Origin of the sequence: Mycobacterium angelicum (genome assembly GCF_002086155.1) — a bacterium.
Classification (GTDB): Bacteria; Actinomycetota; Actinomycetes; order Mycobacteriales; family Mycobacteriaceae; genus Mycobacterium; species Mycobacterium angelicum.
This window is the reverse complement of sequence record NZ_MVHE01000060.1, coordinates 17,979-32,423: the sequence shown is the minus strand read 5'-3', so window position 1 is coordinate 32,423 and position 14,445 is coordinate 17,979. Positions and strand designations below refer to the sequence as shown.

The 14,445-nt window shown below is 68.9% G+C and carries 10 protein-coding genes and 1 pseudogene; 4 read left to right on the top strand and 7 right to left on the bottom strand.

Features of this window, described 5'->3' with window-relative positions:
- The 3 genes and pseudogenes from BST12_RS23475 to BST12_RS34345 form a co-directional block, all read right to left on the bottom strand.
- The coding region (locus tag BST12_RS23475; protein ID WP_083115655.1) for a PE family protein at nt 1–1,498 on the bottom strand (1,498 nt) is incomplete at its 3' end.
- 80 nt (nt 1,499–1,578) lie between these two features.
- Nucleotides 1,579–1,962, bottom strand: coding sequence for a BBE domain-containing protein (locus BST12_RS34350; protein WP_264063019.1), 384 nt, complete (start codon nt 1,960–1,962; stop codon nt 1,579–1,581).
- Nucleotides 1,963–2,412: 450 nt separating this feature from the next.
- Nucleotides 2,413–3,012: pseudogene (locus tag BST12_RS34345) on the bottom strand (FAD-binding oxidoreductase); the annotation flags it as partial.
- Between the two features lie 114 nt (nt 3,013–3,126).
- Here BST12_RS34345 and BST12_RS23465 point away from each other — a divergent pair.
- Nucleotides 3,127–3,540: a DUF732 domain-containing protein gene (locus BST12_RS23465; protein WP_083115653.1), complete on the top strand. Its 414-nt coding sequence runs from the start codon at nt 3,127–3,129 to the stop codon at nt 3,538–3,540.
- Here the strand turns inward: BST12_RS23465 and BST12_RS23460 are convergent.
- Both BST12_RS23460 and BST12_RS23455 read right to left on the bottom strand, forming a co-directional pair.
- On the bottom strand, nt 3,537–3,830 hold the full coding sequence (locus tag BST12_RS23460; RefSeq protein ID WP_083115652.1) for a DUF3017 domain-containing protein: 294 nt from the start codon (nt 3,828–3,830) through the stop codon (nt 3,537–3,539). The two genes, BST12_RS23465 and BST12_RS23460, sit on opposite strands and share 4 nt — an antisense overlap.
- The gene (locus tag BST12_RS23455; protein WP_083115651.1) at nt 3,827–4,672 is read right to left on the bottom strand and encodes a bifunctional methylenetetrahydrofolate dehydrogenase/methenyltetrahydrofolate cyclohydrolase; all 846 of its coding nucleotides are present in this window, start codon (nt 4,670–4,672) and stop codon (nt 3,827–3,829) included. The genes BST12_RS23460 and BST12_RS23455 overlap by 4 nt, the downstream gene beginning before the upstream one ends.
- A 117-nt stretch (nt 4,673–4,789) precedes the next feature.
- On the opposite strand from BST12_RS23455, the gene BST12_RS23450 reads away from it, so the two are divergent.
- On the top strand, nt 4,790–6,013 hold the full coding sequence (locus BST12_RS23450; protein WP_083115650.1) for an NADH:flavin oxidoreductase: 1,224 nt from the start codon (nt 4,790–4,792) through the stop codon (nt 6,011–6,013).
- On the opposite strand, the gene BST12_RS23445 is transcribed toward BST12_RS23450, so the two are convergent.
- Nucleotides 5,976–7,436, bottom strand: coding sequence for a TfuA-like protein (locus tag BST12_RS23445; RefSeq protein WP_083115649.1), 1,461 nt, complete (start codon nt 7,434–7,436; stop codon nt 5,976–5,978). The genes BST12_RS23450 and BST12_RS23445 overlap by 38 nt on opposite strands.
- Nucleotides 7,433–8,671 carry a YcaO-like family protein gene (locus tag BST12_RS23440; RefSeq protein WP_083115648.1) on the bottom strand — a complete coding sequence of 413 codons (1,239 nt, stop codon included), beginning with the start codon at nt 8,669–8,671 and terminating at the stop codon, nt 7,433–7,435. The genes BST12_RS23445 and BST12_RS23440 overlap by 4 nt, the downstream gene beginning before the upstream one ends.
- Nucleotides 8,672–9,333: 662 nt before the next feature.
- Between BST12_RS23440 and BST12_RS23435 the strand changes: the two genes are divergently transcribed.
- Nucleotides 9,334–11,949, top strand: a complete 2,616-nt coding sequence (locus BST12_RS23435; protein WP_083115647.1) for an FHA domain-containing protein — start codon at nt 9,334–9,336, stop codon at nt 11,947–11,949.
- Between the two features lie 18 nt (nt 11,950–11,967).
- A complete protein-coding gene (locus BST12_RS23430; protein ID WP_083115646.1) occupies nt 11,968–14,409 on the top strand; it encodes an ATP-binding cassette domain-containing protein in 2,442 nt (813 codons plus the stop codon).
- The last annotated feature ends 36 nt before the right edge of the window (nt 14,410–14,445 follow it).

Genomic DNA, 14,445 nt, shown 5'->3' with positions numbered 1-14,445 from the left:
CGCCGGTCCCGCCCGCCATCCCGATTTGGGTGCCACTGCCACCGGGGGTGCCCGGGCTGCCCGCTTGCCCAGTGCCACCGCCACTGCCTTGAGTGCCGTCAGCCGCCGGGTCGACCTGGCCCGCCGGGGCGGGGTTGACGCCGGCTGCGCCGTTGATTCCGGCTACCCCCTGGCCACCCTGGCCGCCGGAGCCTCCGGAGCCGAAGAGGTTGGCGTTGCCGCCGTTGCCGCCGTGTCCGGCGCTGACGCTGGGCAGTTTTAGGTCGCCGAAGGTGAAGGCGGCCACTGCCGTGCCACCGGCGCCGCCGTCGCCGCCGTTGCCGTAGAGCTGTCCCCCGTTGCCCCCGTTGCCGCCGGCCGCACCCGCACCGCCGGCCCCACCGAGCCCGCCGTTGCCGATCCAACCCGCCGCCGCGCCGTTGCCGCCCAGCCCGCCGGCACCGCTGGGTCCGCCGTCGCTGACCAACGCGCCCAATCCGCCGGCGCCGCCCGCACCACCATTGCCGTAGAGCGTTCCGCCGGCGCCGCCGTCGCCGCCGGCGGCACCCGTCCCGGGGGCCAGCGCCAGTGCGCCGGCTCCGCCGCTACCGCCGGCCCCACCGTTACCGATCAGCCCGGCGGCCCCGCCGTGTCCGCCGGACGCGCCGCTGCCGCCGCCGAAACCGCCCCCGCCGTCACCACCCGCTCCACCGGCGCCACCGTTGCCGTACAGCGTCCCGGCGGCACCGCCGTTGCCGCCGGCGCCCGCGTTGCCACCGGTGCCGCCCACTCCGCCGGCGCCGCCGGCCCCGCCTGCCCCGCCAGACCCGATGAGTCCGGCGGCGCCACCGTTACCGGCCGACCCGCCAGGGCCACCGAAGCCGGTGAAGAACTCGCCCTGGCCGGCGCCGCCGCTACCGCCGTTGCCCCCGGCTCCTCCGGCACCGATGAGGCCGGCCCTCCCGCCGGCCCCGCCCGTTCCGCCGGCACCGCCGTGGCCGCCGATGCTGGTGTTGTTCACACCGGCGCCGCCGGCCCCACCGGTCCCGCCGTTGCCGAACAGCCACCCGCCGGCCCCGCCGTTACCGCCGGCCTGACCCGGGCGCCCGGCCGCGCCGGCCCCGCCGTTGCCGTACAGCAGGCCGCCGGGCGCGCCGTTGCCGCCGGGCATCGTCGCGTCGGCGCCGTTGCCGATCAACGGCCGGCCCAGCAAAGCCATGGTCTGCGCGTTGACCGCGTTCAGGGCCTCGGTGGCCGCATACGAGCCGCTGGCCGCGGACAGCGCATGCACAAACTGGTCGTGAAAGCTGGCCAGCTGGGCGCCGATGTCTTGATATTGCACAGCGTGCGTGCCGAACAGCGTGGCCAGGGCGGCCGACACCTCGTCGGCGGCGGCCGCTTGCAGGTTGCTGGTCAGGGCCGCCGCCGCGCTGTTGGCGGCGCTGATCTTGGCGCCGATACCCGCCAAATCCGATGCCGCCGCGGACAACAACTGCGGCGCTACCGTCAATTGCGACATCGCCGACCTCCCAACGCTCGCACTTTGTCCCCAACCGTGCCGGGGAAGGCTTGAGCAAACGTTGGCTAACGATTGAATCGTCAGAAATCGAGGCCGGAATACATCAACTTGCCGGGGTCGTAGGTTTGCCGCACGGTGGTCAATCGCGCCAAGTTCGAGCCGAAATAGCGGGAGGCGGGGGTGTTGGGCTCCAAATAATTGACGTAGCCACCGACCGAAAACTGTTGCACCGCTTGGTGTGCCGCGCTCAGCCAGGTGTTGGCGGCCGACACCTGGGCGCTCCCGGGGGTGTTGACGTACCACTGCACCACAGCGGATTGCCGGCGCCACGGAAAGGCCGAACCGGCCGCGTCGACGTCACCGACCGCGCCGCCGAGGGAGTCGATGAGCGCCGACGCCCGGCCCGCGGCGGGCGGCCACTTGCCGATGGCGGCGACGACGGCCTGGGCGGCAGCCGAATTCATCGTGCCGATCACATCGGACCCGGCCACGAAGCCCTCCGGCGGATAGGTGGTGTTGCCGCCGGCCAGATACATCACCAGGTTCATGTGGCTGAGCGTCTTGTGCTCGACTCCGCTGGGCGCTATTCCGACGGCCGACTTGATCGCGTCGGCGACGGACGGGCCGGACCCGGCCGGACAGGTCGCCAACACATGGCAGTTCCCGCCTGCGGAGCCACCCACCGCCAGATCGACCAACGCCCACACATTGCGGTCGGCTCCGGCCAGCCAGGTCTGCCACCCTACGAGCACCTGGGCGGCCGACGCGGGCGGGAAATCAACGCGGACAACGTCGGAGTCGGCGGTGGCGAACGTTTCGAACGTCAGCGACGTCGTCACCCCGAAGTTGCCGCCCCCGCCGCCACGCAGCGCCCAGAACAGATCGGCATGGTCGTCGGCCGAGGCGGTGACCAACTCGCCGCTGGGCAACACCACCGTCGCCGAGCGCAGCGCATCACAGGTCAAGCCGGCATGGCGAGTGTCGGCGCCGATCCCGCCGCCCAGCGCCAGGCCGGCGACGCCGACGGTCGGGCAGCTGCCGGTGGCGATGGCCCGGCCGGCGCCGGCCAGCGCCTGGTGCACGGCATACAGGTCGGTTGCCGGCGGCACCGTGACGTTTCCGGTGGCGGCGTCGAAGTTCACCCCGCCGGGCAGGCCACGCAGGTCGAGCACCATGGCGCCGCTGGCCGTCGACGCGCCGATGTAGGAATGTCCGCCGCCGCGCGGGGCGAGCTTCAGCTTGTTGGCGGCGGCGAACGCCACCGCCTTCTGCACGTCCGCCGGCGAGGTGACCGTCACCACCGCCGCCGGGTTCAGGCCGTCGTAGTTGGCGTTGAAGATCTGCTTTGCGCGGGTGAACGAGCCGCCGTTGGCCGGAAGCAGCACCTGCCCGCCGATCGAGGAAGCCAGGCTCGCCCACCCCGAACCCGGATCCGCGCGCCCCCACGCCGCTGGAAACACCGCCGAAGTTGCCAGCGCTCCCAGTGCGCCGCGCAAAAACTTCTGGCGAGAGATCATGGGCCGCAGCGTGCCGTGATCGCGCCGGTTCTGGGCCGCAAAACGCTGCGGAATGCAAACCTTTACGCCATCGTGTTCTGAATGTGACAGCCATGTACCAAGGTTTCTGACATGAACCTTTGGCGCCACCAGCCTCTGTCGGTTCGTCTGCTGGCGACGTGCGCAGGCGTTCTCACCGCCGCGGCGGCATTAGCATCACCGGCCGAGGCGAATCCGGTCGACGACGCGTTCATCTCCGCACTGAGTAACGCCGGCGTCAACTACGGCGACCCGATCAACGCCGAAGCCCTGGGCCAATCCGTGTGCCCGATGCTGGCCCAGCCCGGCGGGTCGTTCAACTCCGCGGCGGCCAGCGTGGTCGCGCGCACCCAGGGCATGTCCCAGGACATGGCCGAGACCTTCACCAGCATCGCGATTTCGATGTACTGCCCCTCGGTGATGGCCGACGTCGCCGCCGGAAACCTGTCGGGCCTGCAGCAACAGATACCCGGGCTGCCGCAGATACCGGGCCTGCCGGGGTCCTAGCCCGTCCCCAGCGGGTCGATCGTCGAAGCGATGTAGACCATCGCGGCCCCCACCGCCGCCGTGGTCAGGAAGTCGGTTCCCCGGCTGCGCACCACCAGCAGCCCGGCCCGCTCGTCGGGCAGCGCCAACCGCAGGGCCGCGGCCACCCCGACACCGATACCGATGAGCAGCGCGCCGCGGCGCCAGAAGTTGGCCCCGGCCAGCGCGAAGGCCACCAGGAAGATCAGCCCGACGACCAGCACCGGCCATTGGGCGCGCACCGCGCGCCCGAGGATGGCCCGGACGGTCATGACCGCTCGGCCCGCTCGACCACGTTGGTCAGCAGGAATGCCCGCGTCAGCGGGCCGACGCCGCCGGGATTGGGTGACACATGGCCGGCCACCTCCCACACGCCGGGATGCACGTCGCCGGTGAGCTTGCCGTCCACCCGGCTGACGCCCACGTCGACGACGGCGGCCCCGGGGCGCACCATGCCGGGGGTCAGCATGTGTGGCACCCCGACGGCGGCCACGATGATGTCGGCCTGCCTGGTCAGCGCCGCCAAGTTGCGAGTTCCGGTGTGGCACAACGTAACCGTGGCGTTCTCGGAGCGACGGGTGAGCAACAGCCCCAGCGGCCGGCCCACCGTCACCCCGCGGCCGATCACCACCACATGGGCCCCGGCGATCTCCACGTCGTAGCGCCGCAGCAGGTGCACGATGCCGCGTGGCGTGCATGGCAGCGGAGCCGGGTCGTTGAGCACCAGCCGGCCCAGGTTGGTCGGGTGCAGACCGTCGGCGTCCTTGTCCGGGTCGACGCGCTCGAGCGCCGCGTTTTCGTTGAGATGCTTGGGCAGCGGCAGCTGCACTATGTAGCCGGTGCACTCGGGGTTGGCGTTGAGCTCGTCGATGGTGTCGTTGAGCGTCTCGGTGCTGATGTCGGCGGGCAGGTCACGGCGGATCGAGGTGATGCCGACCTTGGCGCAGTCGGCGTGCTTGCCGCGGACGTAGGCGTGCGACCCGGGGTCGTCGCCGACCAGGACGGTGCCCAGTCCGGGTGTGCGGCCCGCCGCGGTCAATGCGGTGACCCGCTCTTTCAGGTCGACGAAGATCTCGTCGCGGGTGGCCTTGCCGTCCAGCGTTATTGCGCCCACGGCAGACAGTCTGGCACGAGGCGTGCAGCCGCGCCGAGATTGCCGCCACGGTCGTGATCGGGCGGGTACTCGTAACCCTCACGGCAATCTCGGCGATCCCAGGATTACGCTCCTGAGATGGCTCCTGAGACCGCGCCTCAGGCGGCGCCGGACGTGTTCAGCCCGGCCAAACTCGGCCCGATCACCCTGCGCAACCGGATCATCAAGTCTGCGACGTTCGAGGCGCGCACGCCGAACGCGCTGGTGAGCGACGACCTGATCGAGTACCACCGGCTGCCGGCCGCCGGCGGGGTCGGCATGACCACCGTCGCCTATTGCGCGGTCTCCCGCGGCGGCCGCACCGAGGGCAACGGGCTCTGGATGCGCCCCGAGGCGGTCCCCGGGTTGCGCCGGCTCACCGACGCGATCCACGCCGAAGGCGCGGCCATCAGCGCGCAGATCGGCCACGCCGGTCCGGTCGCCAACGCCAAGACCAACAAAGCCACGGCTCTGGCACCGGTGCGGTTCTTCAACCCGATCGGGATGCGGTTCGCCAGAAAAGCGAGCCGCCGCGACATCGACGACGTCCTGGCCGCCCACGCCGATGCCGCCCGGCTGGCCGTCGAGGCCGGGTTCGACGCCGTCGAGATCCACCTGGGCCACAACTATCTGGCGAGCTCGTTTCTCAGCCCGCTGATCAACCGGCGCGACGACGAGTTCGGCGGATCGCTGGAAAACCGGGCCAAAGTCGCGCGGGGGCTGGTGCGCACGGTTCGTGGCGCGGTGCACAACCAGATCGCCGTCACCGCCAAACTCAACATGGCCGACGGCATCCGGGGCGGTATCAGCACCGAGGAGTCGTTGATCACCGCCAAGTGGCTGGAGGAAGACGGCGGGCTGGACGCCATCGAACTGACCGCGGGCAGCTCGCTGGTCAACCCGATGTATCTGTTCCGCGGCGACGCCCCGATCAAGGAGTTCGCCGGTGCGTTCAAGCCGCCACTGCGCTGGGGCATGCGCATGACCGGCAAGAAGTTTTTGCGCGAGTACCCCTACCGCGAGGCCTATCTGTTGCGTGACGCCAAGCTGTTCCGCGCCGAGCTGAAGATGCCGCTGATCCTGCTGGGCGGCATCACCAACCGGGACACGATGGACCTGGCGATGGCCGAGGGATTCCAGTTCGTCGCGATGGCGCGGGCACTGCTGGCCGAGCCCGACCTGGTCAACCGGATCAAGGCCGAAGACCCCGACCATGCCGTGAAATCGGCCTGCACCCACTGCAACCTGTGCATGCCCACCATCTACACCCGCACCAGATGTGTGGTCACCGGTGCGCCGGACCCAGTGCGCCCACTTCTATAGCCGGCAGCCGGTCGTCGGCGGCCGCAACGGCGAACAGAGTGGCGGCGGTGTAGAAGGCTTCCTCGCTCATCAGGCCGCGTTGGGCCAGCTCGATGCAGTCCACCTCGGTGCGCCATCGCTTGGCAAACAGACTCTTGAGCTGCCTGGGGTCGGGTCGATGCAGGTTCAAATGCGGCTTCTGGCAGGCTAATTCGTCGCGTCTGGCCAGCGCTTGGGCCGCCGCGGTGCGCCACTGCGGCAGTCGCGGATCCGCACGTAGCAGGTCGAGAAAGTGCTCGATGGCCGGCAGCGCCCGGGTGACGAACAAAGTGCGGGTGAGCAGCCGCGCCGAGACGGAAACCGGGTCATCGCGCAGGGTTTCGTTCTCGTCCGGGGTCAGCCACTGCGCCCGGACCGGCTCGGGGAAGCCGGACTCGTCGGCGAGTCCAACGGCCACGGCATAGCCGTGGGCGACGATCTCCAGCGCGCGCTGGTAGTTTTCGGCGCCGACCTGCCCAGCGGCCAGGGACGCGTGTTCGCGAACGTCGCCGTCAGGGCCGAGGTGGGCCAGCCGCCAGTGCCACGAGGCGACCTGTTCGAGGGCGGGCAGGTAGGCCCAGCGGTCGGTGGCGCAGAGGCTCAGCAGGGCGAGGACGTCGGTGTCACGGACCTCGGCGGTGGTCTGGGCTTGGCTGTCGGTGGTGACAGCGACCGGAATCGTTGGCGCCCAGCGTTGTTGCCAGCGCTGCGACCAGATGGTTTGCGGCGGACGAGGGCGGTCCGCCACGCCACCGCGGTGGTCTTCGGCGGCGATGCTGTGCAATGCGACCAGGGCATCGGCGTGTTTGACGTCGACCCGCAATGCCTGCAATTGCTTTGCAGTACAACGCCTTTCGGGAATGCCGGCGACGGTCAGCACGCGCTGCCAGCTGCGCGCCGTGAACGGCATGCGGCGTGCCGTTTCGACGAGGTCGGCCGCCAGTCGAGCCGACAGCAAACCGGTCTCGACGGCGCGCCTCAGCGTTTGGCGAATGTTGACCAGCGCGTCGACGAACACCGGATAGCCGTCTTCGGGCTCGCCGTGGACCATGCCCACTTCGTCGTCGGCGTTTAAAAGCCCGTCGCGGTAGCTTTCGAATACCCAGCCGTAGCCTTCCATTCCGAAGGGATGCAGCTCGGCGGCGCGCAACGCGCCCATGCTGGACGAGCCGACCACGCGAATCCCGCCGTCCAGCAACGTCAACAGCTCTTTGTGCCGTACCGGCGCGTGCTGGAAGAAGAGCCCGTCGATTATCAGCAGCGTGTCGCCCGGCTCCAGCCCGTAGCGCAGGGCATCGCCGAACGAAATAGGCGGCACCACTTCGGCATCGGGCACCACGGTGTGGATATCGCCGGCGCTGATGGTGGGCCCGGCGGTCACCACGACGCGGCATGCGGCAGTCATGCCAGCTCCTGCAACGGGATTCGCAGCGGGGAACCGTGTGCTGCCGTCAGGCCCGGTGCGAGGACCTTGACCACCGGGACGCAGCTGCCGGCCAGATCGCACACCACCGCCAGCGGCTCGGTTCCCGACCTGGCGGCCACCGCCGTTGCCGCGGTGGCCAACAGGTCACTGAGCGAGCCGGAGTCGGAAACGTGCCAGGGCGTGGGTTCGGCGGCAGGCAACTGGCGCATGGTCGGCCGCAGCGGGCCGTACGCGTGCACTCGGGCGAAACGGTGGTACAGCGCCGGCGACAGATCCTCGCGGGCTCCGCTGATCGCCGTCAGCCTCGATTGCGCGGCTTCGGTGATCGCCCGGGACAGCGCCACGTTGGGATCGTGGTGGAAACCGAAACCGCTGAACGGCACCCCGAGCAGGCGCGAACACAGTTCGGCGGTAAAGCAATAGAAGCCATCCCACGTGTCGGTCCGGGCTATCTTCAGCTCGCTTCCGGCCCGGTGAATCATGTCGACCAGCTCGGCGCACCGGGAGTCGGCGACGTCGTCGAGAGGCACTTCGAATAGCGTGGCGCCGGCTATGCCGGCGGCCATGGCGTGGCGTTCCATGACTTCGTACAGCGCATGCAGACTGGCCTCCCAGTAGCTGTTGCCGGAGGCCAACCCCGTGGTGTCCATCGAGAAAACCGGTGGGTCCCAACGGTTTTCGACTGTCGCGTTGACCAGTACGGCCTCCCACGGCACCCAGGTCTGGCGGCCGGTCAACAGCGTCGTCGCGGTCATCCAGTGCAGCCTGGCGCCCGGATGGTAGAAGCTGCGCGCCGGGCGGAGCAGCTGCGCGGGGTCGTAGGTGAGTGTGTGCGCGATCTCGGTTGTGCTCATGGAAAACAGCTCGGGCGTGGCGTTTTCGGCGTGCCAGATTTCCAGCGATTCCATGACCGCGGAGACTTGGGCGGCGCAGTAGGTTGCCGCCTTGCCCTGGCTGACCGACAGCGTCAGGGAGGCCGGGCGCACCGCCTGAACGGTGGGAATCCCGAGATCATCGAGCCAGGTGAGGTCGGCGACGCGGGTGATCCCCGCCGGCCGCAGCATCGGCTGTACGGCCTGCCAGGTCTGCTCGGGAGAGATGATGCGGTAGGACCCCGCGCGGTGGGCGATGGTGGTGGGGTCGGCGTGGCCCAGTATCCGCGTCGGCCACTGCGACCAATCCGGGCCCACGGTGGCCAAGGCACATTCAGACATGAGCGCACGTCCTCGAGTTTCGGGCGATTGGGGTCGGGTTGACGCGACGTGGACTCCGTCGTTACTTACCGCGCGAAAACCGTGATGTGAGAACAAAATTGGAGGGTGCAGATGGGGGTTCGTTGCCTGGCAACAAGCCCCCACCAGCGCCATCCTTGGACTACATCGCAGCTCTAGTCGATGCAGTCCCCGTTGAACCAGTAGCAGACATAGTGGAGCCGGTACGTTGCCTCGTCTTCGATGAACAGAAGTTCGTGGGACATGGAATCACCTCCTTTCCTGCCGATGAGCGGTTACCGCATATCGCACCGCACTCAATCGACGACGGTGTCTTCGGTGAGGGCGACTAGGACGGCTCCCGACGTATATGCCGATTCGTTTTCGGTGAACAAGGCTTCGTGGGACACGCGGTATCCTTCCGTCAGTTCCGATGCTGTGGCGGATTCCGTAATGGCAGCTCCCGCACGTGCCCAAGGATGCCTGCCAGCAGCGCGGCGCGTCTAACACCTATTGGCTAAAGAGCCATAACCGGGAATTATCGAGCCAGTTCACCGCAGAATTGCGGAGTCCCACAGCGAAGAGTCGGCCGCATTTCGACGATGCGGCCGACCCGAACGCGGCGGACAGCAACAGTAATCCCCGCCTTGGCTAGAGTTGATTCGATGCCCCCAACAGCCCCGCCAGCGCTGACCGTTCGTTATGACGGGTCGGAACGAACCTTCGCGGCGGGCCATGACGTAGTCGTCGGCCGCGACCTGCGGGCCGACCTGCGGATCACCCATCCGCTGATCTCGCGCGCGCACCTGCTGCTGCGCTTCGATCAGGGCCGCTGGCTGGCCATCGACAACAACTCACTCAACGGAACATTCGCCAACGGTCGGCGGGTGCCGGTCGTCGACATCCAGGACGGCCAGTCCATCAACATCGGAAATCCCGACGGGCCGCTGCTGAGCTTCGAAGTCGGGCGGCACCGCGGCATGGCCGGGCGGCCACCGCAGACCGAGTCGATGCCGATTGTGCAGCCGGCCGCGGCGGGGCCCTCGGGGACCTCGGCGCCGTCAGCACCCTGGCCGCCGGGTCCGCCCGGACCGCCGCCATCCGGCCGGCAACCGAATAACTGGGGCCCGCCGCCGCCGACCCGAACCCATCCCGGCGCCGGTCCCCCGCCGCCGGCGGGCAAAGCCGGTCAGCCCATGTATCCCAGCAGCTCGGCGCCGTGGCCGTCCGGGCAGCCGCCGGCGCCGTCGCGTCCCGGGCCGCACGCCCACATCTCGTCGCGCGCCGTCAAGCCGCCCGACTCGGGCAACATCGCCACGAAAATGTTCCAGGCCCTGCTGACCCGCACCGGCTCGCACGAGAAGCCGCCGGGTTCGGTCACCATCGGACGCTCCACCGACAACGACATCGTCATCCAGGACGTCCTGGCCTCGCGGCACCACGCCTTCTTGAACCTGACCCCGCTGGGCGCCGAGATCCGCGACGCCCAAAGCGTCAACGGCACCTTCGTCAACGGCGTCCGGGTGGGGTCGGCGATCCTGAGCGAAGGCGACGTCGTCACCATCGGCAACGTCGACCTGGTCTTCAGCCGGGGCACCCTGGTCCGCCGCACCGAAGCCGCCACCCGCACCGGCGGCCTGGAGGTCAACGCGGTCACCTTCACCGTCGAGGGCGGAAAGCAACTGCTCGACCACATCACGATGACCGCCCGCCCTGGCACCCTGACCGCCATCATCGGCGGCTCCGGTGCGGGCAAGACCACGCTGTCGCGGCTGATCGCCGGTTACACCAGCCCCAGCTCCGGCACGGTGACCTTCGAGGGCCACAACATCCACGCCGAGTACGCGTCCATGCGCAGCAGGATCGGCATGGTCCCCCAGGACGACGTGGTGCACCGCCAGCTGACCGTCAACCAGGCGCTGGGCTACGCCGCCGAGCTGCGGCTGCCGCCCGACACCAGCAAAGCCGACCGGGCCCAGGTGGTCGCGCAGGTGCTCGAGGAACTCGAGCTGACCAAGCATGCCGACACCCGCGTCGACAAGCTGTCCGGCGGCCAGCGCAAACGCGCGTCGGTGGCCCTGGAACTGCTCACCGGGCCGTCGCTGCTGATCCTGGACGAGCCGACCACCGGCCTGGACCCCGCCCTGGACCGCCAGGTGATGATGATGCTGCGTCAGCTGGCCGACGCCGGCCGCGTGGTGCTCGTCGTCACCCACTCGGTGTCCTACCTGGACGTGTGCGATCAGCTGCTGCTGGTGGCCCCCGGCGGCAAGACGGCGTTCCTCGGCCCGCCCAGCCAGATCGGTGCGGCCATGGGCACCACCAACTGGGCCGACATCTTCACCAAGGTGGGCGCCGATCCCGACGAGGCCAACCGCCGCTTCCTCGCCGAGAACCAACCCCCGCCGGTCGCCGCGGCCGAATCCAGCCCGGCTGACCTGGGCGAGCCGGTGCACACCGACGTCCTCCGGCAGTTCTCCACGGTGGCGCGCCGCCAGATTCGGCTGGTGGTCTCCGATCGCGGCTACACGGTGTTCCTGGCGCTGTTGCCGTTCCTCATCGGCATCCTGACGCTGACCGTTCGCGGCAAAACCGGCTACGGCATGTCGGATCCGATGGGCAACAATCCCGCCCAGCCCGACCAGATTCTGGTGATGCTCAACGTCGGCGCGGTGTTCATGGGTACGGCGCTGACCATCCGCGACCTGATCGGCGAACGTCCCATCTTCAGGCGAGAACAGGCCGTCGGCCTGTCGACCGCGGCGTATATGGGCGCCAAGATCGTGGTGTTCTGTGCCTTCGCGGTTATTCAGGCCGCGATCGCCACCATCATCTCGGTGGTCGGCTGGGGCAAGCCCCTGTCCGACGCCGTACTGCTCGGCGATGTCAGGTTCGAGCTGTTCGTCACCGTGGCGGCGACCTGTGTGGCGTCGGCGATGCTCGGTATGGCGCTGTCGTCGCTGGCCCAATCCCAGGACCAGATCATGCCGATGCTGGTGGTGTCGATCATGTCGCAGCTGGTGTTCTCCGGCGGCATGATCTGGGTGACCGACCGGTTCCTGCTCGACCAGTTGTCGTGGGCCACGCCCGCGCGATGGGGCTTTGCGGCGTCGGCCTCGACGATCGACACCCACCGGCTGGTGCCGGGCCCAACCGACCCTAAAGACCAGCACTGGGACCACAAGGCCAGCGCCTGGCTGTTCGACATGGCGATGCTGGGGGTGCTGAGCGTCGTGTACGGCGCGATCGTGTGGTGGAAGATCCGGCTCAAGCGACGCTGACACGCCTAGGGTGAACTGATGACTCGAGCCCAGCGGCCGGTGCTGACTGTTCGATCTGACCATCTACAGCGAAGTTTCGCGGCTGGACCCGACGTGGTTGTCGGCAGCGACCTGCGCGCCGATCTGCGCGTGGCGCATCCGCTGATCGCCCGCGCGCATCTGCTGCTGCGGTTCGAGCAGAGCGGCTGGGTCGCGATCGACAACAACTCGGCGAACGGAATCTTCGTCAACGGCCGCCGGGTACCGCACGTCGACATTCGCGACGGCCTGGCCATCAACCTCGGGCGGGCCGACGGGCCACGCATCACCTTCGAGGTCGGACATCACCGGGGCATCGTCGGGCTGCTGCCTCCGACGGAGCGCATACCGCTCAAGCCGCCGCCCAGCGGGCCGCCGGGACAGGCCGAGCCGCCGCATCCCACCGACCTCGCGCAGCGCACCGAGCAAATTCCGATCATCGCGCCGACCGTCAAGTCCCCGGACATCACCGTGTCGCAGCTGCCGACCGGGAAGGTCAACGTCCTGGGCGCCGAGACGGGACTTGCGCCGGCCACCGGGGAAGCGGCCTGGATTGGCCGCGCGGACGACAACGCCATCGTGATCGCCGATGTGCTGGCGTCGCGCCGGCATGCGTACCTGATCCCGACGTCGATCGGCACCGAGATCCGCGACGCGCACAGCATCAACGGGACTTTCGTCAACGGGATCCGGGTCGGCTCGGCCATCCTCAAAGAGGGCGACGTGGTCACCATCGGCAACGTCGACCTGGTGTTCACCGCCGGCAATCTGGTTCGCCGCACCGAAGCGGCCTCCCGCACCGGCGGCCTGGAGGTCAATGCGGTCACCTACAGCGTCGACGGCAAGAACCTGCTCGACAAGGTCTCGATGACCGCTCGTCCCGGCACGCTGACCGCCGTCATCGGCGGCTCCGGCGCCGGGAAGACCACACTGGCGCGCCTGATCGCCGGATACACCACGCCAAGCTCGGGCGCGGTGACCTTCGAGGGCCACAACATCCATACCGAATACGCGTCGCTGCGCAGCCGCATCGGCATGGTCCCCCAAGACGACGTCGTCCATCGTCAGCTGACCATCAACCAGGCGCTTGGCTACGCCGCCGAGCTGCGGCTGCCGCCCGACACCAGCAAGGAGGACCGGGCGCGGGTGATCGCCCAGGTGCTCGACGAATTGGGGCTGACCCAGCACGCCGACACCCGCGTCGACAAGCTGTCCGGCGGCCAGCGCAAGCGTGCATCGGTGGCGCTGGAGCTGCTCACCGGACCGTCGTTGCTGATCCTCGACGAGCCGACCTCGGGGCTGGACCCCGCGCTGGACCTGCAGGTGATGAACATGCTGCGCCAGCTCGCCGACGCCGGGCGGGTGGTGCTGGTGGTCACGCACTCGTTGACCTACCTCGACGTCTGCGATCAGGTGCTGCTGATGGCACCCGGCGGCAAGACCGCCTTCCTGGGCCCGCCCGACCAGATCGGCGAAGCCATGGGCACCACCAACTGGGCCCAGATTTTCGCGAAGGTGGGCGCCGACCCCGACGAGGCCAATCGCCGCTTTCTGGCCCAGAACCAGCCGCCACCGCAGTCGCAAACCCAGACGCCGGGCGATTTGGGGACACCGGCGCACACCAGCGTGCGCCGGCAGTTCACCACGATCGCGCGCCGGCAGGTCCGCCTGGTGGTGGCCGACCGCGCCTACTTCGTGTTCCTGGCGATCCTGCCGTTCATCCTGGGTGTGCTGTCGCTGACGGTTCCGGGCAACCGGGGTTTCGGCATGGGCGAACCCGGCAGCAACACTCCCGACGAAGCCGCGCAGATACTGACTCTGCTGTCCATTGCCGCGGTGTTCATGGGCACCGCTTTGACGATCCGCGACCTGATCGGCGAGCGCGCCATCTTCCGTCGCGAGCAGGCCGTCGGCCTATCGACCTGGGCTTACCTCGGGGCGAAGATCACCGTGTTCTGCTTCTTCGCGATCATTCAGGCAGCCATCGCGACCGCCATCGTGCTGGTGGGCAAGGGCGCGCCCAAGCAAAAGGCCGTGCTGCTGGGTAATCCCAGTTTCGAACTGTTCGTCAGCGTCGCCGCGACGTGTGTGGCCTGCGCGATCCTCGGATTGCTGTTGTCGTCAGCGGCCCGCTCGAACGAGCAGATCATGCCCCTGCTGGTGGTATCGCTGATGCTGCAGTTGGTGCTCGCCGGCGGGATGGTCCCGGTGACCAACCGGATCTTCCTCGATCAGCTGTCCTGGGCGGTGCCCTCGCGGTGGGGTTATTCGGCGTCGGCGGCCACGGTCAACCTGCGCCAGCTGGTCCCGGGTTCCATCAGCCCCGAGGACAGCCACTGGACGCATTCTCGTGCCGCGTGGGGATTCGACATGGCGATGCTGGCCGCGCTGTCGGTGGTCTACACCGTGATCGTGTGGTGGCGGATCCGGCTCAAGCGCTGAGGTGGGCCTGATCATAGTTTGGAAGCCGTGATCAGG

Coding starts and splice junctions, on each gene's coding strand:
- BST12_RS34350 (WP_264063019.1), bottom strand. CDS start 1,962: ATGAATTCGGCTGCCGCCCAGGCCGTCGTCGCCGCCATCGGCAAGTGG.
- BST12_RS23465 (WP_083115653.1), top strand. CDS start 3,127: ATGAACCTTTGGCGCCACCAGCCTCTGTCGGTTCGTCTGCTGGCGACG.
- BST12_RS23460 (WP_083115652.1), bottom strand. CDS start 3,830: ATGACCGTCCGGGCCATCCTCGGGCGCGCGGTGCGCGCCCAATGGCCG.
- BST12_RS23450 (WP_083115650.1), top strand. CDS start 4,790: ATGGCTCCTGAGACCGCGCCTCAGGCGGCGCCGGACGTGTTCAGCCCG.
- BST12_RS23445 (WP_083115649.1), bottom strand. CDS start 7,436: ATGACTGCCGCATGCCGCGTCGTGGTGACCGCCGGGCCCACCATCAGC.
- BST12_RS23440 (WP_083115648.1), bottom strand. CDS start 8,671: ATGTCTGAATGTGCCTTGGCCACCGTGGGCCCGGATTGGTCGCAGTGG.
- BST12_RS23435 (WP_083115647.1), top strand. CDS start 9,334: ATGCCCCCAACAGCCCCGCCAGCGCTGACCGTTCGTTATGACGGGTCG.
- BST12_RS23430 (WP_083115646.1), top strand. CDS start 11,968: ATGACTCGAGCCCAGCGGCCGGTGCTGACTGTTCGATCTGACCATCTA.